Below are 22,794 nucleotides of genomic sequence, written 5' to 3'. Positions count from 1 at the left end.
GGATCCGCTGTCGCGGTCCCGGGGGAGCGGGCCGTACCGCGCTAGGCGGGGTCTATCTCCGTCAGCAGGCCCGTCTTCACGTCGAAGACGAAGCCGCGCACGTCATCGGTGTGCAGCAGGAAGGGGGAGGTCCGCACCCGCTGCATCGACTGGCGCACGTCCTGCTCGACGTCCCGGAAGGCCTCGACCGCCCAGGCCGGACGCTGGCCGACCTCCATCTCCAGGTCGTGCCGGAACTCCTCGGTCAGGGACTCCAGACCGCAGCCGGTGTGGTGGATCAGCACGACGCTGCGGGTGCCCAGCGCCCGCTGGCTGATGGTGAGGGAGCGGATGACGTCGTCGGTGACGACGCCGCCCGCGTTGCGGATGGTGTGGCAGTCGCCCAGTTCGAGCCCGAGGGCGCGGTGCAGGTCGAGACGGGCGTCCATGCACGCCACGACCGCCACGTGCAGCACGGGACGGGCGTCCATCCCGGGGTCGGAGAACGCGGCGGCATAACGTTGGTTGGCCTCTACGAGCCGCTCGGTGACGGAGCCGTGTATGGCGCCTTCGGGGCCGGCGGGAACGGATGCGGAAGTCGTCATACCCATGACGTTACTGGTCACAGGCGATCCCGGCCCGCTGTGAGAGTGGACAAAGAACACGACAGGTGCTTGGTGTGACGTACCCCACAGGAGTGGTCGGTGTCCGCCGGACGGACGAATCCGCCCGCATCGCCCCCCTCGTCCGGGTGGCGCGATGCCGGTCGCGCGACGCGCCGCCCGGTCGCGGGCCGGTTGATTGACCGCGCGAGGGGGTGGACTAAAGTGACGCGAAGCGGGAGACGAGACGCTTCACCCGCTCACTGTTCACCCGAAGAGACCAGCGGTACGCCGGTTTCTCCCCGCGTGCGCGGCGCGTACGTACGGCCCGGTCCCCTCCTTCCCGGCCGGCTGACCCTTCCGGCGCCGGCGGGCCTCCCCTTCGCGGGGCGTCCAGGAAGGCCGCTTCGGCCGTACGAGGCGGCCGCGCCGGATCTGAGAGGCCCCCTTGAGTCAGAGCCGACACGTGCCCGTCATGCTCCGGCAGTGCCTGGACATGCTGGCCCCGGCTCTCGCCGAGCCGGGGTCCGTCGTGGTCGACTGCACCCTCGGGCTCGGCGGCCACAGCGAGGCCCTGCTCACCCGCTTCCCCGAGGCCCGTCTCGTCGCGCTGGACCGCGACAAGGAGGCGCTGCGCCTGTCCGGGGAGCGGCTCGCCCCCTTCGGGGAGCGGGCGACGCTGGTGCACGCCGTCTACGACGAACTCCCGGCCGTCCTGGACCGGCTGGGCCTGCCCCGGGTCCAGGGAGTCCTCTTCGACCTCGGCGTGTCCTCCATGCAACTGGACGAGGCGGACCGCGGGTTCGCCTACGCGCAGGACGCCCCGCTCGACATGCGCATGGACCAGACGACCGGCATGAGCGCCGCCGAGGTCCTCAACTCCTACCCGCCGGGCGAACTCGTACGGATCCTGCGCGCCTACGGCGAGGAGAAGCAGGCCAAGCGGATCGTGTCCGCGATCGTGCGCGAGCGCGAGAAGGAGCCGTTCACGAACAGCGCGCGCCTGGTGGAGCTGATCCGCGACGCGCTGCCGCAGGCGGCCAAGCGGACCGGCGGCAACCCGGCCAAGCGCACCTTCCAGGCGCTGCGCATCGAGGTCAACGGTGAACTCGCCGTCCTGGAGGAGGCGATCCCGGCCGCGGTCAAGGCGCTCGCCGTCGGCGGCCGGATCGCCGTGCTCTCCTACCACTCCCTCGAAGACCGCCTGGTCAAGCAGGTGTTCGCGGCCGGGGCGGCGAACACCGCACCGCCCGGACTCCCGGTCGTCCCCGAGCGCTACCAGCCTCGGCTCAAGCTCCTCACCCGCGGTGCCGAACTTCCCTCCGAGGAGGAGGTCGCCGACAACCGCCGGGCCGCCCCGGCGCGCCTGCGCGGCGCCGAGAGGATCCGTGAGGACGCCGAGTGAGCCGGAAGGACGCCCAGTGAGCCGGACGAAAGGGGAGGGCGAGTGAGCACGAAACCCGAGCTCAAGGGGCGGGCCGCGCGACTCGCCCGGCTGATTCCCGGCGGCGCCCGCGGCGGCGCCGCCCGCGCCCCCTTCGTCCTGCTCGTGGTGCTGCTGCTCGGCGGCGGACTGATCGGGCTCCTCGTGCTGAACTCGGCGCTCAGCGAAGGGGCCTTCCGGCTCGACGACCTGCAACGGCAGAACAAGAGCCTCACCGACGAGGAGCAGGCCCTCCAGCGGGACGTGGACGGCTACGCGGCCCCCGACGCGCTCCAGCGCCGCGCCCAGGACCTCGGCATGGTCCCCGGCGGCGACCCCGCCTTCCTGAACCCCGACGGCACCGTCAAGGGCGTTCCCTCACCCGCCCCCGGACAGCCCGCCGCGCGGACCACCGCCACGGCCGCGCCCGAGGTCCTCACCCCGCTGCTGGTGCTCGCTCCCTCCCCGGGCACGAACGCGGTCACCGGCCCGCTGACGCCGCCGGCCCCCTCGCCGGCGCCGTCCCGCACCGCACCGTCCGCACCCGCGCCCTCCCGCCCCACCCCCTCCGCACCCCCCTCCACGACCCCTGGCAGGTGACGGAAGTGTCCGACCGGGAACCCCCACGCCGCCGAGTGCCCGGCCCCGCGCGCCCGGCGCGTCCCGACCCCCGGCGCCGCACGGGCCCCGGCGCCCGTCCCGCGCCCCGCCCGGTCCCGGCCCGCGCCGGCGCCGCCGCGCGCACCATCCGGCTCGGCAGCCCCCGCCCCCGGCTGCGCATGATCAGCCTCGCCCTGACCCTGACCCTGGTCGCCTTCGTCGTACGGCTGCTCCAGGTGCAGGCCGTCGACGCGAGCACCTACACCGCCAAGGCCGACCTGAACCGGTACGTGGGCCGCACCCTGGCCGCCGAACGCGGCGAGATCACCGACCGCGACGGCGTCGAACTGGCCACCAGCGTGGACGCGTACGACATCACGGCCGACCCCACCCTGTTCACCCAGAAGGCCACCGGGATCCCCGACGCGCCCGAGCAGGCCGCCGCGTTCCTCGCCCCGATGATCGGCCAGGACACCGCCACCCTCGCCAAGAGGCTCAGGACCCCGCGCACCCGCTACGTCCTGCTGGCGCACCGCCAGACCCCGCAGGCCTGGAACCAGATCAAGGACCTCAGGAGCACGCTGGCCGCCAAGGCCAGGACGGACCGGACGACCGTCAACGTCCTGGCCGGGGTCCTCGCCGAGCCCACCACCAAGCGCGTCTACCCCAACAGCGAGCTCGCCGCCGGGATACTGGGCTGGGTCAACGCCGACGGCAAGGGCGGTGGCGGCATCGAGCAGCTGCTGAACGAGGAACTGGCCGGCAGGGACGGCAAGATCCGCTACGCCCAGTCCGGCGGCCGTCTCGTGCCCACCGCGGGCTCCGCCGAGACACCGGCCGTGGCCGGCTCCGACGTCGAGCTGACCATCGACCGCGACATCCAGTGGGCCGCGCAGAACGCCATCAGCGAGCAGGTGCGCGCGTCCAAGGCGGACCGCGGCTACGTGGTCGTGCAGGACACCCGGACCGGGCAGATCCTGGCCATGGCGAACTCGCCCGGCTTCGACCCGAACGACCTGTCCAGGGCCAGCTCCTCGGCGCTCGGCAACGCGGCGCTCCAGGACGCCTACGAGCCCGGCTCCACCGCCAAGCTGATGTCGATGGCCGCCGTGCTCCAGGAGAACGTCGCCACGCCGCTGACCCATGTCACCGTGCCCAACCGGCTGCACCGCGGCGACCGCCTCTTCCAGGACGACGTCGACCACGCGACCTGGTACCTGACGCTCAACGGCGTCCTCGCCAAGTCGAGCAACATCGGCACCATCCTGGCCACCGGGCAGCTGGGCAGGACGCAGGACGAGGCCAACCGGGTCCTGTACTCGTACCTGCGCCGGTTCGGCATCGGCAGTCCCAGCGGACTGGGCTTCCCGGGCGAGACGCCGGGCATCCTCGCGCCGCCCGCGAAGTGGTCGACCTCGCAGGCGTTCACGATCCCCTTCGGCCAGGGCTTCTCCATCAACGCCCTGCAGGCCGCCTCGGTCTACTCGACCATCGCCAACGGCGGCGTCCGCGTCGCCCCCACCCTGGTGCGCGGCACCAAGGGCCCGGACGGGCGGTTCACGCCGACGCCGAAGCCCGAGGAGACCCGGGTCGTCAGCGACCGGACGGCGAAGACCCTCGCGCAGATGCTGGAGTCCGTCGTGGACGACGGGCAGGGCACCGGCGCCAAGGCGCGCATCCCCGGCTACCGGGTGGCGGGGAAGACGGGTACGGCCAACCGTGTGGATCCGGCCACCGGCAAGTACCGGGGCTACACGTCCTCCTTCGCCGGGTTCGCCCCCGCCGACAAGCCCCGCGTCACCGTCTACTGCGCCATCCAGAACGCCACCAAGGGCAGCTACTACGGCGGCGAGATCTGCGGCCCCATCTTCAAACAGGTCATGGAGTTCGCCCTGAAGACCCTCCAGGTCCCGCCCACCGGCGCCGACCCCGCCAAGCTGCCCGTCACGTTCACGCCATGACCGGCACCACGGGAACGACCGACCAGGAAACAACTCGTGACAACGATCACCCCGGGCCCCGGGAACCACGCCTCGCCCCGGCCCTCCTTTCGCCCCACCCCCGCCACGCCCGGTACGCTCACCGCCGTGCCACACGCTGATCAGTCCCCCACCACCCAGAAGGGCGCTTCCGTGACATACCCGGGACCGCCACGACCGGTCCACGCTCCCGCCACCCCCCTCGCGGACCTCGCGGATCAGCTGGGTGTCACCGCACCGGCCGACACCGCCGAGGTCACGGGCATCACCCACGACTCGCGCGCCGTCCGCCCCGGTGACCTGTACGCCGCCCTCGCCGGTGCCCGCGCGCACGGCGCCGACTTCGTCACCCAGGCGGCCGGTCTCGGCGCCGTCGCCGTGCTGACGGACCCGGCGGGCCAGGAGCGCGCCGCCGCCACGGGGCTTCCGGTCCTGGTGGTGAGGGATCCGCGCGCGGTGATGGGCGAGCTGGCGGCCACCATCTACGGCCACCCCGGCCGCGACCTCCTCCAGATCGGCATCACCGGTACCTCCGGCAAGACGACGACGGCCTACCTCGTCGAGGGCGGTCTGAAGACCACCCGCAGCACCGGGCTCATCGGCACCGTGGAGATGCGGATCGGCGACGAGCGGGTCAAGTCCGAGCGCACCACGCCCGAGGCCACCGACCTCCAGGCGCTGTTCGGCCTCATGCGTGAGCGCGGGGCCGAGGCGGTCGCCATGGAGGTCTCCAGCCACGCGCTGGTCCTCGGCCGGGTCGACGGCTGCGTCTTCGACATCGCCGTCTTCACCAACCTCAGCCCGGAGCACATGGAGTTCCACTCCGGCATGGAGGACTACTACCAGGCCAAGGCGCAGCTGTTCACGGACCGGCGCAGCCGGGCCGGCGTCGTCAACCACGACGACGAGTACGGCCGCAGGCTCGTCAAGGACGCCTCCGTCCCCGTCGTCACCTACTCGGCCGAGGGCCACCCCGACGCCGACTGGCGCGCCGAGGACGTCCAGGTCGGGCCGATGGACTCCACGTTCACCGTGCTCGGCCCGAAGGGCGAGCGGATCTCCGCGAGGTCCCCGCTCCCCGGCCCCTTCAACGTGGCCAACACCCTCGCCGCGATCGTCGCCCTCGCCGCGGCCGGCGTCGACCCGCAGACCGCCGCCGACGGCGTCGCGGCCGTGCCGGGCGTCCCCGGCCGCCTGGAGCGCGTGGACGCCGGACAGCCCTATCTCGCGGTCGTGGACTACGCCCACAAGACCGACGCCGTCGAATCCGTGCTGCGGGCGCTGCGCAAGGTCACCGAGGGCAAGGTGCACATCGTGCTCGGCTGCGGCGGCGACCGCGACACCACCAAGCGGGAGCCGATGGGCGCCGCGGCGGCCCGGCTCGCCGACACGGCCGTACTGACCTCCGACAACCCGCGCTCCGAGGACCCCCTCGCGATCCTCGCCACCATGCTCCAGGGCGCGGCGTCCGTGCCCGCGCACGAACGCGGCGAGGTGCAGGTCTTCGAGGACCGTGCCGCAGCCATCGCCGCCGCCGTCGCCCGCGCGCGACCCGGGGACACCGTGCTGGTCGCGGGCAAGGGCCATGAGCAGGGCCAGGACATCGCCGGAGTGGTCCGTCCCTTCGACGACCGCCAGGTGCTTCGCGAAGCAATCCAGAACACCCAGGGATGAACTTGTGATCGCCCTCTCCCTCGCCGAGATCGCAGCAGCAGTCGGCGGGCAGATGCATGACATACCGGACCCGTCCGTCCTCGTCACCGGGCCCGTCGTACGGGACTCCCGCGAGGTGGTGCCCGGCAGCCTCTTCGCCGCCTTCACCGGCGAGCGGGTGGACGGGCACGACTTCGCCCCCGCGGTCGTCCAGGCGGGTGCCGCCGCCGTCCTGGCGTCCCGCCCCGTCGGCGTGCCCGCGATCGTCGTGGACGACGTGCAGAGCGCGCTCGGCGCCCTGGCACGCCATGTCGTCCGGCGGCTCGGGGCGACGGTGGTGGCCCTCACCGGCTCCGCGGGCAAGACCAGCACCAAGGACCTCATCGCCCAGGTGCTCCAGCGCCAGGCGCCGACGGTGTGGACGCCCGGCTCCTTCAACAACGAGATCGGGCTGCCGCTCACCGCGCTCAGCGCCACCGAGGAAACCCGTTTCCTGGTGCTGGAGATGGGCGCCCGCGGCATCGGCCACATCCGCTACCTCACCGGTCTGACGCCGCCGAGGATCGGGCTCGTGCTCAACGTCGGCAGCGCCCACATCGGCGAGTTCGGCGGCCGGGAGCAGATCGCCCAGGCCAAGGGCGAGCTGGTCGAGAGCCTGCCCGCCGAGGCCGACGGCGGCGTCGCGATCCTCAACGCCGACGACCCCTACGTACGGGCCATGGCGTCCCGCACGAAGGCCAAGGTGCTGCTGTTCGGGGAATCCGGCGAAGCGGACGTACGGGCCGAGAACGTGCGGCTCACAGACGCCGGACAGCCTGCCTTCAGCCTCCGCACACCCTCCGGGTGCAGCGATGTGACCATGCGCCTGTACGGTGAGCACCACGTGTCGAACGCGCTCGCCGCGGCCGCCGTCGCCCATGAGCTGGGCATGTCCGCGGAAGAGATCGCCCTCGCGCTCTCCGAGGCGGGCTCCCTCTCCCGCTGGCGTATGGAGGTCACCGAGCGGCCGGACGGCGTGACGGTCGTCAACGACGCCTACAACGCGAACCCCGAGTCCATGAGGGCCGCACTGCGCGCACTCGTGGCAATGGGCAGGGGACGCCGGACGTGGGCGGTGCTCGGCCAGATGGCCGAGCTCGGGGACGAGGCGCTCGCCGAGCACGACGCGATCGGGCGGCTTGCCGTCCGGCTCAACGTCAGCAAGCTCGTCGCGGTCGGGGGCAGGGAAGCGTCCTGGCTTCAACTGGGCGCATATAACGAGGGTTCGTGGGGTGAGGAGTCGGTGCACGTGTCCGACGCACAGGCGGCGGTCGACCTGTTGCGCAGCGAGCTGCGCCCGGGAGACGTCGTGCTCGTGAAGGCGTCCCGGTCGGTCGGGCTCGAAAGCGTCGCGCAGGCGCTGCTGGAGAGCGGTACCGAGGGTGAGGTTGCCGCCCGATGATGAAGCAGATCCTGTTCGCAGGAGTCATTGGCCTCTTCCTCACCCTGATCGGCACCCCGCTGCTGATCAAGCTGCTGGCCCGCAAGGGCTACGGCCAGTACATCCGTGACGACGGCCCGCGCGAGCACCACGCCAAGCGCGGTACGCCGACCATGGGTGGTATCGCCTTCATCCTGGCGACCATCGCCGCGTACTTCCTGTCGAAGGTCATCACGGGCAAGCCGCCGACGTTCTCCGGGCTGCTGGTGCTCGGCCTGATGGGCGGCATGGGCCTGGTCGGCTTCCTGGACGACTACATCAAGATCGTCAAGCGGCGTTCGCTCGGTCTGCGGGCCAAGGCGAAGATGGCCGGACAGCTGACCGTCGGTGTGGCCTTCGCGGTGCTGGCCCTCCAGTTCGCCGACGCGCGCGGCAACACCCCGGCCTCCACCAAGCTCTCCTTCGTGCAGGACTTCGGCTGGACCATCGGCCCGGTGCTCTTCGTGGTCTGGGCGATCTTCATGATCCTCGCCATGTCGAACGGCGTGAACCTGACCGACGGTCTGGACGGCCTCGCCACCGGTGCCTCCGTGCTGGTCTTCGGCGCCTACACGTTCATCGGCGTCTGGCAGTTCCAGGAGTCCTGCGCCAACGCGCAGACCCTGACCAACCCGGCCGCCTGCTACGAGGTACGCGATCCGCTCGACCTCGCGGTGGTCTCCTCCGCGCTGATGGGCGCCTGCCTCGGCTTCCTGTGGTGGAACACCTCGCCCGCCAAGATCTTCATGGGCGACACCGGCTCGCTGGCCCTGGGCGGCGCGCTCGCCGGCCTCGCGATCTGCTCCCGCACCGAGCTGCTGCTCGCCCTGCTCGGCGGCCTCTTCGTCCTCATCACCATGTCGGTGGTCATCCAGGTCGGCTCGTTCCGCCTCACCGGCCGCCGCGTCTTCAGGATGGCCCCGCTCCAGCACCACTTCGAACTCAAGGGCTGGTCGGAAGTCCTCGTCGTGGTCCGCTTCTGGATCATTCAGGGCATCTGCGTCATCGTGGGTCTTGGCATCTTCTACGCGGGATGGGCAGCAGAGAAGTGACCGACTGGCAGGGAAAGCACGTCACCGTCGCGGGACTCGGCGTCTCCGGCATCCCGGCGGCCAAGGTGCTGCACGGGCTCGGCGCGCTCGTGACCGTCGTCAACGACGGGGACGACGAGCGGTCCCGGGCGCAGGCCGAGGAGCTGCGGGCGCTCGGGATCACCGTCCGCCTCGGTGACGGCGCCTCCCTGCCCGAGGGCACCGACCTGATCGTCACCGCCCCCGGCTGGCAGCCCGACAAGCCCCTGTTCGCGGCCGCCGCGCAGGCGGGCGTCCCGGTCTGGGGCGACGTGGAGCTGGCCTGGCGGCTCAGGGGCCCCGACGCGGCCCCCTGGCTCGCGGTCACCGGCACCAACGGCAAGACCACCACCGTGCAGATGCTCGCCGCCATCCTGGAGGCGGCGGGCCTGCGCACGGCGGCCGTCGGGAACATCGGCGTCTCGCTGCTGGACGCGGTCCTCGGCGAGGAGCGCTACGACGTCCTCGCGGTCGAGCTGTCGAGCTACCAGCTCCACTGGGCGCCCTCGCTGCGCGCGCACTCCGCCGTCGTGCTCAACCTGGCCCCCGACCACCTCGACTGGCACGGCTCGATGGAGGCGTACGCCGCCGACAAGGGCCGCATCTACGAGGGCAACCGGGTGGCGTGCGTGTACAACGTCGCCGACAAGGCCACCGAGGACCTGGTGCGCGCCGCGGACGTCGAGGAGGGCTGCCGGGCCGTCGGCTTCACGCTGGGCACCCCGGGGCCCTCCCAACTCGGTGTCGTGGACGGCATCCTGGTCGACCGCGCCTTCGTGGAGAACCGGCAGAAGAACGCCCAGGAGCTGGCCGAGGTCTCGGACGTCCGTCCGCCGGCCCCGCACAACATCGCCAACGCCCTTGCCGCGGCGGCCCTGGCCCGCGCCTACGGGGTGCCCGCGAGCGCCGTACGGGACGGCCTGCGCGCCTTCACCCCGGACGCGCACCGCATCGCGCACGTGGCCGACGTGGACCAGGTCGCCTGGGTGGACGACTCCAAGGCGACCAACACCCACGCGGCCGGTGCCTCGTTGGCGGCGTACGAGTCGATCGTGTGGATCGCGGGCGGCCTCGCCAAGGGCGCCGACTTCGAGGAGCTGGTCGCCGGTGCGGCGAAGCGGCTGCGGGGCGTCGTCCTGATCGGCGCCGATCGCGCGCTCATCCGCGAAGCCCTGGTGCGACACGCCCCTCAGGTCCCCGTGGTCGACCTCGACCGGACCGACACTGGGGCGATGCGTGCGGCCGTGCGGGCGGCACAGGAGCTCGCGCGGCCCGGTGACACGGTGCTGCTGGCGCCCGCCTGCGCGTCCATGGACATGTTCGCGAACTACAACAAGCGCGGGGACGCGTTCGCCGAGGCGGTTCGCGAACTCGGCGCGGGCGCCTGACGGCGGATTGCGGCCACGGCGGGTGCTCCGGGACCCTTGGAGGGACGCGTGACTCGGATGTGGCCGGGGTGTCGCCGGCGGGTGCCCGAACGGGCGCCGTTCTTCCACGGTGGGGCGGGGTGAGTGGTGGCCTCCGGTAGCGGCGCCCTCCAGCGCGCCCCCAAACGCCGTCCCTCGGGCTCCCGTCCGCGTCGTGACAACTCCCTCACCAGGATCGTCACCCGGGCGCGCCGGGCCTGGGACCGCCCGCTGACCGCCTACTATCTGATCTTCGGTGGCAGTCTGCTGATCACCGTGCTCGGCCTGGTGATGGTCTACTCGGCCTCCCAGATCACCGCGCTGCAGATGTCGCTCCCCGGGTCGTACTTCTTCCGCAAGCAGTTCCTCGCGGCCTGCATCGGCGCCGTCCTGCTGTTCGCGGCCTCGCGGATGCCGGTCAGGCTGCACCGGGCGCTCGCCTACCCGATCCTGGCCTCGGCGGTCGTCCTGATGGCCCTGGTCCAGGTGCCCGGGATAGGGGTGGCCGTCAACGGCAACCAGAACTGGATCTCGCTCGGCGGCTCCTTCCAGATCCAGCCCAGCGAGTTCGGCAAGCTGGCGCTCGTGCTGTGGGGCGCCGACCTGCTCGCGCGCAAGCAGGAGAAGCGCCTGCTGACCCAGTGGAAGCACATGCTGGTCCCGCTGGTCCCGATGGCGTTCCTGCTGCTCGGGCTGATCATGCTCGGCGGCGACATGGGCACCACCATCATCCTGACCGCCATCCTCTTCGGGCTGCTCTGGCTGGCCGGCGCCCCCACCCGGCTGTTCACCGGCGTGCTGAGCATCGCCGTGGTGCTCGGCGCCATCGCCATCAAGACCAGCCCGCACCGGCTGGCCCGGCTCAACTGCATCGGTGCCACCGACCCGGGCCAGGGCGACCAGTGCTGGCAGGCCGTGCACGGCATCTACGCCCTGGCCTCCGGCGGTATCTTCGGTTCCGGCCTCGGTGCGAGTGTGGAAAAATGGGGCCAACTCCCCGAAGCGCACACCGACTTCATCTTCGCCGTCACCGGCGAGGAACTGGGTCTGGTGGGGACGCTGTCGGTGCTCGCCCTCTTCGCGGCTCTAGGCTATGCGGGTATCCGCGTGGCCGGACGCACGGAGGACCCCTTCGTGAGGTACGCCGCGGGAGGCGTGACGACCTGGATCATCGCCCAGGCGGTGATCAACATCGGGGCGGTGCTCGGCCTGCTGCCGATCGCCGGCGTCCCGCTCCCGCTGTTCTCCTACGGGGGATCCGCCCTGTTGCCGGCCATGTTCGCCATCGGGCTGCTGATCGCCTTCGCGCGCGACGAGCCCGGTGCGCGGGCGGCGCTTGCGATGCGGCAACCTCGCTTTGGTAGAAAGCGGGCGGGAGGCCCTCGGGGGCCTCGGAGATGGAACACGATGAGACGGCGTGCCTCGGCGGCGCGTTCGTCCGGAGAGCGGTGAATTTCGGTGCATGTCGTACTCGCCGGTGGGGGGACCGCCGGCCACATCGAGCCCGCGCTCGCCCTCGCGGACGCCCTGCGCAGGCAGGACCCGACCGTGGGGATCACGGCCCTGGGCACGGAGCGCGGCCTGGAGACCCGGCTCGTACCCGAGCGGGGCTACGACCTCGCGCTGATCCCGGCGGTCCCCCTGCCGCGCAAGCCCACGCCGGAGCTGATCACGGTCCCCGGGCGGCTGCGCGGCACGATCAAGGCGGCCGAGCAGATCCTGGAGCGCACCAAGGCGGACGCCGTCGTCGGCTTCGGCGGCTATGTCGCGCTGCCCGCCTACCTCGCCGCCAAGCGCCTCGGTGTGCCCATCGTCATCCATGAGGCCAACGCGCGCCCCGGGCTGGCCAACAAGATCGGCTCGCGCTACGCGGCCCAGGTCGCCGTCTCCACCCCGGACAGCAAGCTGCGCGGCGCCCGCTACATCGGCATCCCGCTGCGCCGCTCCATCGCCACCCTGGACCGCGCCGCCGTACGCCCGGGAGCGCGCGCCGCGTTCGGGCTCGACCCGAACCTGCCGACGCTGCTGGTCTCCGGCGGCTCGCAGGGCGCCCGCAGGCTCAACGAGGTCGTCCAGCAGGTGGCCCCCTACCTCCAGCAGTGCGGCATCCAGATCCTGCACGCGGTGGGCCCCAAGAACGAACTGCCGCGCGTGCAGCACATGCCGGGAATGCCGCCCTACATCCCGGTACCGTACGTGGACCGGATGGACCTCGCGTACGCCGCGGCCGACCTGATGCTCTGCCGCGCGGGCGCGATGACCGTCGCCGAGCTCTCCGCCGTCGGGCTTCCCGCCGCCTACGTCCCGCTGCCCATCGGCAACGGTGAACAGCGGCTGAACGCGCAGCCGGTGGTCAAGGCCGGCGGTGGCCTGCTGGTGGACGACGCCGAGCTCACGCCCGAGTGGGTCCAGCACAACGTCGTCCCGGTGCTCGCCGATCCGCACCGGTTGTACGAGATGTCCCGCGCCGCGAGCGAGTTCGGCCGCCGGGACGCCGACGACCTGCTCGTCGGCATGGTGTACGAGGCGATCGCCTCACGCCATCACCAGTGACGCATGAGGGAAGGCAGGGAGCGTGGCCGGACCCACCACCGCCGAGCGCGGCAGACGGCAGAAGCCGGTGTCCGGTCCGCCCCGGCCGCCCCGTCCTCGGCGGCTGCCCCGCTCTCGTAGGCTCATCATCTCTTCCGCCGCGGTGACGTTGGTGGCCGGCGGCGTCATCTGGCTGCTGTACGGCTCCCCGTGGCTCAGGGAACGGCACATCTCCGTCTCCGGGACGCGGGTGCTGACGGCGGCACAGGTGCGCGAGGCGGCCGGTGTCGCGCCCGGTACGCCGCTGGTCTCCCTCGACACGGGGGAGATCGAGGCGCGGGTGCGCCACCGGCTTCCCCGCGTCGACTCCGTGTCCGCCGACCGCTCGTGGCCGCACGGAATCGAGCTGAGAGTGACCGAGCGCAGGCCGGTTCTGCTCCTGGGGCACGGCGGAAAGTTCGACGAAGTGGACCGGGAGGGCGTGCGGTTCGCGACGCTCGCGAGGCCTCTCCAGGGCGTTCCCCGGGTGGAGCTGACACAGGGCCGGTCCGAGGCGGGCCGGCGGTTCACCGCCGAGCGGCTGCTGCGCGCCGCGGCCAGGATCACCCAGGACCTGCCCGCCGCCGTGACCCGCGACCTCAGGACCGTCAAGGCCGGCTCCTACGACTCCGTCTCGCTGGAGTTGGGCCGCGGGCGGACCGTGCTGTGGGGGAGCGAGGAGAAGGGCCGGGCGAAGGCGGTCACGCTCACCGCCCTGATGAAAGCGGCCCCTGACGCCCGCCACTTCGACGTGAGTGTCCCCAGCGCCCCCGCGTCAGCGGGGAGTTGACGCTCGTTCGCGCAGGCCAGCACCCTGATTTAGCGGCGCTACGGCTGATCACATAGGGTGAAAAGAAAAACGGGAGGTTCGGCGTGTTCGTTGAACGTGCGCCACTTGTCGACTTAGTGTCCTGTTCGGAAGAGTCCAAGGAACAGTCACACTGGTAACCCTAAACTTCAGGGTTAGGGTTCGGGTCGGCGTTCGGACCGTCCCAATCGGCATCTGTCTTCGTGGCGCGGGGCACCCGCCCAACGACGGCAACGTAAATCGAGGCGAGAGGCCTTCGACGTGGCAGCACCGCAGAACTACCTCGCAGTCATCAAGGTCATCGGTGTCGGCGGCGGTGGTGTCAATGCCATCAACCGGATGATCGAGGTCGGTCTCAAGGGTGTCGAGTTCATCGCCATCAACACCGACGCGCAGGCTCTGTTGATGAGCGACGCCGACGTCAAACTGGACGTCGGCCGGGAACTGACCCGCGGACTCGGTGCCGGCGCCAACCCGGCCGTCGGCCGCAAGGCGGCCGAGGACCACCGCGAGGAGATCGAGGAGGTCCTCAAGGGGGCCGACATGGTCTTCGTGACCGCCGGAGAAGGCGGCGGCACCGGCACCGGCGGCGCGCCCGTCGTCGCCAACATCGCGCGCTCGCTCGGCGCCCTCACCATCGGCGTGGTCACCCGCCCGTTCACCTTCGAGGGACGCCGTCGCGCCAACCAGGCGGAGGACGGCATCGCCGAGCTCCGTGAAGAGGTCGACACCCTCATCGTCATCCCCAACGACCGGCTGCTGTCCATCTCGGACCGCCAGGTCTCCGTCCTCGACGCCTTCAAGTCGGCGGACCAGGTCCTGCTCTCCGGTGTCCAGGGCATCACCGACCTGATCACCACCCCCGGTCTCATCAACCTGGACTTCGCCGACGTCAAGTCCGTGATGTCCGAGGCCGGTTCGGCCCTCATGGGCATCGGCTCGGCGCGCGGCGACGACCGCGCGGTGGCCGCAGCCGAGATGGCGATCTCCTCCCCGCTCCTGGAGGCGTCCATCGACGGCGCCCGCGGGGTGCTGCTGTCCATCTCCGGAGGCTCCGACCTCGGCCTCTTCGAGATCAACGAGGCCGCCCAGCTGGTGAGCGAGGCCGCGCACCCCGAGGCGAACATCATCTTCGGCGCCGTCATCGACGACGCCCTCGGCGACGAGGTGCGGGTCACCGTGATCGCCGCCGGGTTCGACGGCGGGCAGCCCCCGGCCAAGCGGGAGAACGTGCTCGGCTCGTCCTCCGCCTCGTCGTCCTCCTCCACCTCCGCGCGGCGGGAGGAGCCCACGCCCGCCCGCCCCGCCCCCGAGAACCGCCCCTCCTTCGGCTCGCTCGGCAGCGTCACCCCCAAGGAGACGCCCGAGCCCGCCCCGGAGCCGGTGGGCGAACTCCCGGTCGCCCCGCCGATCCCGCCGTCGCGCACCTACTCGGACAGCGCGGCCGAGGAACTGGACGTCCCGGACTTCCTGAAGTGATAGGACAGCGCGACACCGTGAGCGGCGCGCACTTCGCCTTCACCGACCGGTGGGGCGGGGTGAGCGCCGCTCCGTACGAGGAACTCAACCTCGGCGGCGCGGTCGGCGACGACCCCGGCGCCGTGCGTGCCAACCGGGACGCGGCGGCGAAGTCGCTGGGCCTCGACGCCGCCCGGGTCGTCTGGATGAACCAGGTGCACGGCGCGGACGTGGCGGTCGTCGACGCCCCCTGGGGTGAAAACCCGGTGCCGCACGTTGACGCCGTCGTCACGACACGGCGCGGTCTCGCGCTCGCCGTGCTCACCGCCGACTGCACCCCCGTCCTGCTGGCCGACCCGGTCGCCGGTGTCGTCGCCGCGGCGCACGCGGGCCGGCCCGGCATGGCGGCCGGGATCGTTCCCGCCGCCGTGCGCGCGATGGTCGACCTCGGTGCCGAGCCCTCCCGGATCGTGGCCCGCACGGGGCCCGCGGTCTGCGGCCGGTGCTACGAGGTGCCCGACGCGATGCGCGCCGAGGTGGCCGCCGTCGAGCCGGCGGCGCACGCCGAGACGAGCTGGGGCACTCCCGCCGTCGACGTGACCGCCGGGGTGCACGCGCAGCTCGACCGGCTCGGGGTGCGCGACCGGGTCGGGTCGCCGGTGTGCACGCGGGAGTCGGACGACCACTTCTCCTACCGCCGGGACCGCACCACCGGTCGGCTCGCCGGCTATGTATGGCTGGACTGATGGGGCATGACGGACCGTAGGGATGAAATCGCCGCGAATCTCGCGGTGGTGGAGAAGCGGATCGCGGACGCGTGCGCGGCGGCCGGGCGTGCGCGTCAGGAGGTGACCCTCATCGTGGTCACCAAGACCTACCCCGCCGACGACGTCCGGATCCTGTCGGGCCTCGGCGTCCGGGCGGTCGCCGAGAACCGTGACCAGGACGCGGCACCCAAGGCGGCCGCCTGCTCGGATCTGCCCCTCGCGTGGCATTTCGTCGGTCAGTTGCAGACCAACAAGGTGCGATCCGTGGTCGGTTATGCCGATGTCGTGCAGTCCGTCGACCGCTCCAGGCTCGTGACCGCCCTTTCGAGGGAAGCCGAGCGGGCCGGACGCGAGGTGGGGTGCCTGCTCCAGGTCGCGCTCGACGCGGGCGCGGGCGGCCGGGGGGAGCGCGGGGGCGTGGCACCCGAAGGAGTCGAAGAGTTGGGCGACCTGGTCGCGGGCTCACCGGGACTGCGGCTGGACGGCCTGATGACCGTCGCGCCGCTCGCCGGCGCGTACGAGGGTCGTCAACAAGCGGCGTTCGAGCGGTTGATGGATTTGTCGACCGACCTGCGCCGAGCCCATCCGGCTGCGACCATGGTTTCGGCAGGGATGAGCGCGGACCTCGAACAGGCCGTGGCGGCCGGAGCGACACATGTGCGCGTCGGTACGGCGGTACTCGGAGTCCGCCCCAGGCTCGGGTAACGTCGCCAGGAAGTCGGACCACAGCAGAAAATATGGTCATTACCGCCGATCGGCGGCATAACGACCACGTGGATCGCGGGCACTTGGCAGTCGTCACCCGATCCACCACAGAGCGGAGGACTCAGAGCATGGCCGGCGCGATGCGCAAGATGGCGGTCTACCTCGGCCTCGTGGAGGACGATGGGTACGACGGCAGGGGATTCGACCCCGACGACGACTTCGAGCCCGAACTCGACCCGGAGCCGGAGCGCGACCACAGACGACACGAGCCGTCCCACGCGGCTCATGGAGCGCTTCAGCCTCAAAGGGACGAATCGGTACGCATGGTGCAGCCGCCGGCGCAGCGCGACCCGGCGGTCCAACCCGCTTCGCTCCCCGCGGAATCCGGGCGGCCGGCGCGTATCGCCCCCGTGTCATCCATCACACAAGAACGCCAGAGCCTGGAGAAGAACGCGCCGGTGATCATGCCCAAGGTCGTGTCCGAACGAGAGCCGTACAGGATCACCACGCTTCACCCCCGGACGTACAACGAGGCCCGTACCATCGGGGAACACTTCCGCGAGGGCACACCTGTGATCATGAACCTCACTGAGATGGATGACACAGATGCGAAGCGACTTGTCGACTTTGCGGCCGGTTTGGTGTTTGGTCTTCACGGCAGCATCGAGCGGGTGACGCAGAAGGTGTTCCTGTTGTCGCCTGCTAACGTCGATGTCACGGCGGAGGACAAGGCCCGCATCGCAGAGGGCGGGTTCTTCAACCAGAGCTGAGAAGCACCACCGGAGAGAGCGCGGAACAGGGGAGAGGGAAGCACGGATCATGGGTGTGTTCCTGGAGGTTGTCTACATCGTGCTGATGTGCTTCCTCGTCGTGCTGCTTTTCCGTTTGGTCATGGACTACGTGTTCCAGTTCGCCCGCTCATGGCAACCCGGCAAGGCGATGGTGGTCGTTCTGGAGGCCACCTACACTGTCACCGATCCACCGTTGAAGCTTCTGCGGCGGTTCATCCCGCCGCTGCGTCTCGGGGGCGTGGCGCTCGACCTGTCCTTCTTCGTCCTGATGATCATCGTCTACATCCTGCTCAACCTCGTGGGAAACCTCGCGAGGTGAATGTGGACGATACGGTCTTGCCGACTGCCGATGACTACGTTGAGGTGAAGAGATGCCGTTGACCCCCGAGGACGTGCGGAACAAGCAGTTCACGACCGTCCGCCTCCGAGAAGGCTATGACGAGGACGAGGTCGATGCCTTCCTCGACGAGGTCGAAGCCGAACTGACCCGTCTTCTGCGGGAGAACGAGGACCTGCGCGCCAAGCTGGCCGCCGCCACTCGTGCCGCCGCGCAGAACCAGCAGAACATGCGCAAGCCCCCGGAGCAGCAGGAGCCCCCGCAGGGCATGCGAGGTCCCGGCGCTCCTGTGCCCGCCGGCATATCGGGCCCGCCGCAGCAGCAGATGGGTGGCCCCATGGGTGGTCCGCCCCAGCTGCCGAGCGGTGCACCGCAGCTGCCGGCCGGTCCCAGTGCCGGGCAGGGCGGTCCGCAGGGTCCCGGCCCGATGGGGCAGGGACCGATGGGCCAGGGCTCGATGGGTCAGGGCCCGATGGGCCAGGGCCCCATGGGTCAGGGTCCGATGGGGCAGGGTCCGATGGGCCAGGGCCCCATGGGACAGGGTCCCGGTCCGATGCAGCAGCAGCAGATGGGCGGCCCGATGGGCGGTCCCATGGGTGGCCCCATGGGCGGTCCGGGCATGCCCGGACAGGGCGGCCCCGGTGGCGACAGCGCCGCGCGCGTCCTCTCGCTGGCCCAGCAGACCGCCGACCAGGCGATCGCCGAGGCCCGCTCCGAGGCCAACAAGATCGTCGGCGAGGCCCGCAGCCGCGCCGAGGGTCTGGAGCGTGACGCCCGAGCCAAGGCCGACGCCCTGGAGCGGGACGCGCAGGAGAAGCACCGCGTCGCGATGGGCTCCCTGGAGTCCGCCCGCGCCACGCTGGAGCGCAAGGTCGAGGACCTGCGCGGCTTCGAGCGCGAGTACCGCACCCGCCTGAAGTCGTACCTGGAGTCGCAGCTGCGCCAGCTGGAGACCCAGGCCGACGACTCGCTGGCTCCGCCGCGTACCCCGGCCGCGGCTTCCCTGCCGTCGCCGTCGGCGCCGTCGATGGCTCCCGCGGGTGCGAGCGCCCCGTCGTACGGCGGCAACCAGACGATGGGTGGCGGTCCCGCCCCGTCGGCCCCGTCCTACGGCGGTCAGCAGCAGATGTCCCCGGCGATGACCCAGCCGATGGCGCCGGTGCGTCCGCAGGGCCCCTCGCAGATGGGCCAGGCGCCGTCGCCGATGCGCGGTTTCCTCATCGACGAGGACGACAACTGACGGCGGTCGTCGCGCCGTAGTCGACAGCACCACCAGGGCGGGGCCCCGGACTTCGGTCCGGGGCCCCGCCCTTTTGCTACGCGCGTTCGCCTGCGCTGCTGTACCTGTTCGGTACGGGGAGCGGCTGTGCGTACGGACGCCATGCCGAAGGCCCGGACCCACCGGATTTTTTCCGGTGGCTCCGGGCCTTCGACGGGTGCCGCCGCCACGGGCTGTGCCGCGACGGGGCGTGGGCCCTTACGCCTTGCGCAGTCGGAAGGTGAGGGTGAGTGCCTCGTCGGTGAACGGCTCCCCGTAGCCGCCGTCCGGCTCGCCCTGGGCGAAGTCCGTGGCGAGGACCTCCTCGGCGATCAGGCCGGAGTGCTCCGCCAGGGCCGCGACCACCGCGGGCTCCGTCGCGGTCCAGCGCAGCGCGATGCGGTCGGAGACGTCCAGGCCGCTGTTCTTGCGGGCCTCCTGGATCAGCCGGATCGCGTCACGGGCGAGACCCGCCTGCCGCAGCTCCTCGGTGATCTCCAGGTCGAGGGCGACCGTCGCACCCGAGTCGGAGGCGACCGACCAGCCCTCGCGCGGGGTCTCGGTGATGATCACCTCGTCGGGGGCGAGGGAGATCGTCTCACCGTCGACCTCCACCGCGGCCGTGCCCTCGCGCAGCGCGAGGGACAGGGCCGCCGCGTCGGCGTTCGCGACCGCCTTCGCCACGTCCTGGACGCGCTTGCCGAAACGCTTGCCGAGCGCGCGGAAGTTGGCCTTGGCCGTCGTGTCGACCAGCGAGCCGCCCACCTCGGACAGGGAGGCGATGGCCTCGACGTTCAGTTCCTCGGTGATCTGCGCGTGCAGCTCCCGATCCAGTGTCTCGAAGCCGGACGCCGCGACCAGGGCGCGCGACAGCGGCTGGCGCGTCTTGACGCCCGACTCGGCGCGCGTGGCACGGCCCAGCTCCACGAGCCGGCGCACCAGCACCATCTGCCGCGACAGCTCCGGGTCGATCGCGGACAGGTCCGCCTCGGGCCAGCCCGCCAGGTGCACCGACTCGGGCGCGCCCGGGGTGACCGGCACGATCAGGTCCTGCCAGACCCGCTCGGTGATGAACGGGGTGATCGGGGCCATCAGCTTCGTGACCGTCTCCAGCACCTCGTGCAGGGTGCGCAGGGCCGCCTTGTCGGCCGCCCAGAAGCGGCGGCGCGAGCGGCGCACGTACCAGTTCGACAGGTCGTCCACGAAGGCCGACAGCAGCTTGCCCGCGCGCTGGGTGTCGTACGCCTCCAGCGCCTGCGTCACCTGGTCGGTGAGCGCGTGCAGCTCGGACAGCAGCCAGCGGTCCAGGACCGGGCGGTCGGCGGGGGCCGGGTCCGCCTCGCTGGGCGCCCAGTTCGACGTGCGGGCGTACAGGGCCTGGAAGGCGACCGTGTTCCAGTACGTCAGGAGCGTCTTGCGGACGACCTCCTGGATGGTGCCGTGGCCGACGCGGCGGGCCGCCCACGGGGAGCCGCCCGCGGCCATGAACCAGCGGACCGCGTCCGCGCCGTGCTGGTCCATGAGCGGGATCGGCTGCAGGATGTTGCCCAGGTGCTTGGACATCTTGCGGCCGTCCTCGGCCAGGATGTGGCCGAGGCACACGACGTTCTCGTACGACGACTTGTCGAACACCAGGGTGCCGACCGCCATCAGCGTGTAGAACCAGCCGCGGGTCTGGTCGATGGCCTCGGAGATGAACTGCGCCGGGTAGCGGGACTCGAACAGTTCCTTGTTCTTGTACGGGTAGCCCCACTGCGCGAACGGCATCGATCCCGAGTCGTACCAGGCGTCGATGACCTCCGGCACGCGCGTGGCCGTCCTGCCGCACTCGGGGCAGCCGAAGGTGACCTCGTCGATGAACGGGCGGTGCGGGTCCAGCTGCGACTGGTCGGTGCCGGTCAGCTCGCTCAGCTCGGCGCGCGAGCCGACGACGGTGAGGTGGTCGTCCTCGCAGCGCCAGATCGGCAGCGGGGTGCCCCAGTAGCGGTTGCGGGAGAGCGCCCAGTCGATGTTGTTGTTCAGCCAGTCGCCGAACCGGCCGTGCTTGACCGTGTCGGGGAACCAGTTGGTCTGCTCGTTCTCCTGGATCAGCCGGTCCTTGACCGCCGTCGTACGGATGTACCAGGACGGCTGCGCGTAGTAGAGCAGCGCGGTGTGGCAGCGCCAGCAGTGCGGGTAGCTGTGCTCGTACGGGATGTGCTTGAAGAGCAGGCCGCGCTGCTGGAGGTCCTCGGTGAGCCGCTCGTCCGCCTTCTTGAAGAAGACGCCGCCGACCAGGGGGACGTCCTCCTCGAAGGTGCCGTCGGGGCGCACCGGGTTGACCACGGGCAGGCCGTAGGCGCGGCACACCTTGAGGTCGTCCTCGCCGAAGGCGGGGGACTGGTGGACCAGACCCGTGCCGTCCTCGGTGGTGACGTACTCCGCGTTCACCACGTAGTGGGCCTCGGCCGGGAACTCGACGAGCTCGAAGGGGCGCTGGTAGGTCCAGCGTTCCATCTCGGCGCCGGTGAACGTCTGCCCGGTGGTCTCCCAGCCCTCGCCGAGCGCCTTGCCGACCAGCGGCTCGGCGACGACGACCTTCTCCTCGCCGTTCGTCGCGACGACGTAGGCGACCTCGGGGTGGGCGGCGACGGCGGTGTTGGAGACCAGGGTCCACGGGGTGGTCGTCCACACCAGCAGCGCGGCCTCGCCCGCCAGCGGGCCGGAGGTGAGCGGGAAGCGGACGTAGACCGAGGGGTCGACGACCGTCTCGTAGCCCTGCGCCAGCTCGTGGTCCGACAGGCCCGTGCCGCAGCGGGGGCACCAGGGGGCGACGCGGTGGTCCTGGACCAGCAGCCCCTTGGCGAAGATCTCCTTGAGGGACCACCACACCGACTCGATGTACTCGGGGGCCATCGTGACGTACGCGTCGTCGAGGTCGACCCAGTAGCCCATGCGGGTGGTCAGCTCGGAGAAGGCGTCGGTGTGGCGCAGCACGGAGTCGCGGCACCTGGCGTTGAAGGCGGCGATGCCGTACGCCTCGATGTCCTTCTTGCCGTTGAAGCCGAGCTCCTTCTCGACCGCCAGCTCCACGGGCAGGCCGTGGCAGTCCCAACCGGCCTTGCGGCCCACGTGGTAGCCGCGCATGGTGCGAAAGCGCGGGAAGACGTCCTTGAAGACCCGGGCTTCGATGTGGTGGGCGCCCGGCATGCCGTTGGCGGTGGGCGGGCCTTCGTAGAACACCCACTCGGGGCGGCCCTCGGACTGCTCCAGGGTCTTGGCGAAGATCTTCTGCTCGCGCCAGAAGTCGAGCACCGCGTGCTCCAGCGCGGGCAGGTCGACCTGGGCGGGCACCTGGCGATACTGCGTCATCGGTCTTCCTCCGGCGGATGTGCTGCCTTCCGTCGGAGGGACGAGAACCGGGGACTGCCTTCGTGTCCCCGCACGCCGTGTGCGGCGCGCTCCCGCGGTACCACCCTCCTTGGCCCCCCGGCACGGTGTGGCGCCGGTGAACCCCCTCATTGGGGTCGCGATGCCGGTTCTACTGGCTCCGGGGTCCGAAGCGTTCTTCCGGCGGCTCAGGGGTGATCTTCGCGTCGCGCTCGCCCCTGGGCTTCCACCGTCCCCAGGTCGCTCTCGGCTGCGTACGGCGCTACTCGTCCCCATCCACGCTGTTCGCTCCGCCCAGTGTACGGCGCCCCACGGACAGCGGCCGACCGTATTTCCCCGCCCGGGTCCCGCGTCGGAAGGGGGCCGGGTCCGGGGCGGGGTCCGGCGGCCGGGAGTGGCTCGAACGGCGTGACGCGGGCGTGCGGATTCCGGTGCCTCGGACGGGGCGGGTTCACTAGGCGGAGAGCTGGGCACAACGCAGGGGGGCTCGCGGCAGGGCACGCGCGTGGCGTGCGCATCGCGGGCGTGCCCCGTTGCCGCGGGCCGGAAGTCGATTTAT

General features: G+C 71.4%; 18 protein-coding genes. 16 read left to right on the top strand and 2 right to left on the bottom strand.

The annotated features are described in order from the left end of the window. Window positions 1-41 precede the first annotated feature (41 nt). The gene (locus AB0C59_RS23180; RefSeq protein ID WP_363007493.1) at window positions 42-584 is read right to left on the bottom strand and encodes a carbonic anhydrase; all 543 of its coding nucleotides are present in this window, start codon (window positions 582-584) and stop codon (window positions 42-44) included. A gap of 445 nt (window positions 585-1,029) precedes the next feature. Between AB0C59_RS23180 and rsmH the strand changes: the two genes are divergently transcribed. The 16 genes from rsmH (at window position 1,030) to AB0C59_RS23100 (ending at window position 18,848) form a co-directional block, all read left to right on the top strand. Continuing rightward, the gene (rsmH, locus tag AB0C59_RS23175; RefSeq protein ID WP_363007491.1) at window positions 1,030-1,986 is read left to right on the top strand and encodes a 16S rRNA (cytosine(1402)-N(4))-methyltransferase RsmH; all 957 of its coding nucleotides are present in this window, start codon (window positions 1,030-1,032) and stop codon (window positions 1,984-1,986) included. Window positions 1,987-2,028: 42 nt separating this feature from the next. After that, window positions 2,029-2,604, top strand: coding sequence for a septum formation initiator family protein (locus AB0C59_RS23170; RefSeq protein ID WP_363007489.1), 576 nt, complete (start codon window positions 2,029-2,031; stop codon window positions 2,602-2,604). Beyond that, entirely contained in the window at window positions 2,601-4,565 is a 1,965-nt protein-coding gene (locus AB0C59_RS23165; protein WP_363007487.1) for a penicillin-binding protein 2, read from the top strand. The genes AB0C59_RS23170 and AB0C59_RS23165 overlap by 4 nt, the downstream gene beginning before the upstream one ends. 171 nt (window positions 4,566-4,736) lie before the next feature. After that, window positions 4,737-6,257, top strand: a complete 1,521-nt coding sequence (locus AB0C59_RS23160; RefSeq protein WP_363007485.1) for a UDP-N-acetylmuramoyl-L-alanyl-D-glutamate--2,6-diaminopimelate ligase — start codon at window positions 4,737-4,739, stop codon at window positions 6,255-6,257. A 4-nt stretch (window positions 6,258-6,261) separates the two neighbouring features. Then, window positions 6,262-7,677: a UDP-N-acetylmuramoyl-tripeptide--D-alanyl-D-alanine ligase gene (gene murF, locus AB0C59_RS23155; RefSeq protein ID WP_363007483.1), complete on the top strand. Its 1,416-nt coding sequence runs from the start codon at window positions 6,262-6,264 to the stop codon at window positions 7,675-7,677. Then, on the top strand, window positions 7,674-8,747 hold the full coding sequence (gene mraY / locus AB0C59_RS23150) for a phospho-N-acetylmuramoyl-pentapeptide-transferase (RefSeq protein WP_363007481.1): 1,074 nt from the start codon (window positions 7,674-7,676) through the stop codon (window positions 8,745-8,747). Before murF ends, mraY begins: the two co-directional genes overlap by 4 nt. Next, the gene (gene murD, locus AB0C59_RS23145; RefSeq protein WP_363007479.1) at window positions 8,729-10,153 is read left to right on the top strand and encodes a UDP-N-acetylmuramoyl-L-alanine--D-glutamate ligase; all 1,425 of its coding nucleotides are present in this window, start codon (window positions 8,729-8,731) and stop codon (window positions 10,151-10,153) included. Before mraY ends, murD begins: the two co-directional genes overlap by 19 nt. Window positions 10,154-10,276: 123 nt before the next feature. Further along, on the top strand, window positions 10,277-11,623 hold the full coding sequence (gene ftsW / locus AB0C59_RS23140) for a putative lipid II flippase FtsW (protein ID WP_363007477.1): 1,347 nt from the start codon (window positions 10,277-10,279) through the stop codon (window positions 11,621-11,623). 6 nt (window positions 11,624-11,629) lie between these two features. Beyond that, the gene (murG, locus tag AB0C59_RS23135) at window positions 11,630-12,724 is read left to right on the top strand and encodes an undecaprenyldiphospho-muramoylpentapeptide beta-N-acetylglucosaminyltransferase (RefSeq protein WP_363007475.1); all 1,095 of its coding nucleotides are present in this window, start codon (window positions 11,630-11,632) and stop codon (window positions 12,722-12,724) included. Window positions 12,725-12,746: 22 nt separating this feature from the next. Next, window positions 12,747-13,532, top strand: a complete 786-nt coding sequence (locus AB0C59_RS23130) for an FtsQ-type POTRA domain-containing protein (RefSeq protein WP_363007473.1) — start codon at window positions 12,747-12,749, stop codon at window positions 13,530-13,532. A 279-nt stretch (window positions 13,533-13,811) separates the two neighbouring features. Further along, window positions 13,812-15,029 carry a cell division protein FtsZ gene (gene ftsZ, locus AB0C59_RS23125; protein ID WP_363007471.1) on the top strand — a complete coding sequence of 406 codons (1,218 nt, stop codon included), beginning with the start codon at window positions 13,812-13,814 and terminating at the stop codon, window positions 15,027-15,029. Continuing rightward, window positions 15,026-15,754 carry a peptidoglycan editing factor PgeF gene (gene pgeF, locus AB0C59_RS23120; protein WP_363007469.1) on the top strand — a complete coding sequence of 243 codons (729 nt, stop codon included), beginning with the start codon at window positions 15,026-15,028 and terminating at the stop codon, window positions 15,752-15,754. Before ftsZ ends, pgeF begins: the two co-directional genes overlap by 4 nt. A 6-nt stretch (window positions 15,755-15,760) precedes the next feature. Continuing rightward, entirely contained in the window at window positions 15,761-16,480 is a 720-nt protein-coding gene (locus AB0C59_RS23115) for a YggS family pyridoxal phosphate-dependent enzyme (protein WP_363007467.1), read from the top strand. A gap of 128 nt (window positions 16,481-16,608) precedes the next feature. Further along, on the top strand, window positions 16,609-17,250 hold the full coding sequence (gene sepF, locus AB0C59_RS23110) for a cell division protein SepF (RefSeq protein WP_363007465.1): 642 nt from the start codon (window positions 16,609-16,611) through the stop codon (window positions 17,248-17,250). A 49-nt stretch (window positions 17,251-17,299) separates the two neighbouring features. Next, window positions 17,300-17,590 (top strand): YggT family protein, encoded by a 291-nt coding sequence (locus AB0C59_RS23105; protein ID WP_363007463.1) that lies wholly within the window; start codon window positions 17,300-17,302, stop codon window positions 17,588-17,590. A 52-nt stretch (window positions 17,591-17,642) separates the two neighbouring features. Then, entirely contained in the window at window positions 17,643-18,848 is a 1,206-nt protein-coding gene (locus AB0C59_RS23100; RefSeq protein WP_363007461.1) for a DivIVA domain-containing protein, read from the top strand. Between the two features lie 237 nt (window positions 18,849-19,085). Here the strand turns inward: AB0C59_RS23100 and ileS are convergent, their stop codons facing one another. Further along, on the bottom strand, window positions 19,086-22,217 hold the full coding sequence (gene ileS / locus AB0C59_RS23095; protein ID WP_363007459.1) for an isoleucine--tRNA ligase: 3,132 nt from the start codon (window positions 22,215-22,217) through the stop codon (window positions 19,086-19,088). Between the last annotated feature and the right edge of the window lie 577 nt (window positions 22,218-22,794).

This window comes from Streptomyces sp. NPDC048664 (assembly GCF_040650555.1).
Classification (GTDB): domain Bacteria; phylum Actinomycetota; class Actinomycetes; order Streptomycetales; family Streptomycetaceae; genus Streptomyces.
The sequence above is the reverse complement of the archived record's forward strand: the minus strand, read 5'-3'. Positions and strand labels throughout refer to the sequence as shown.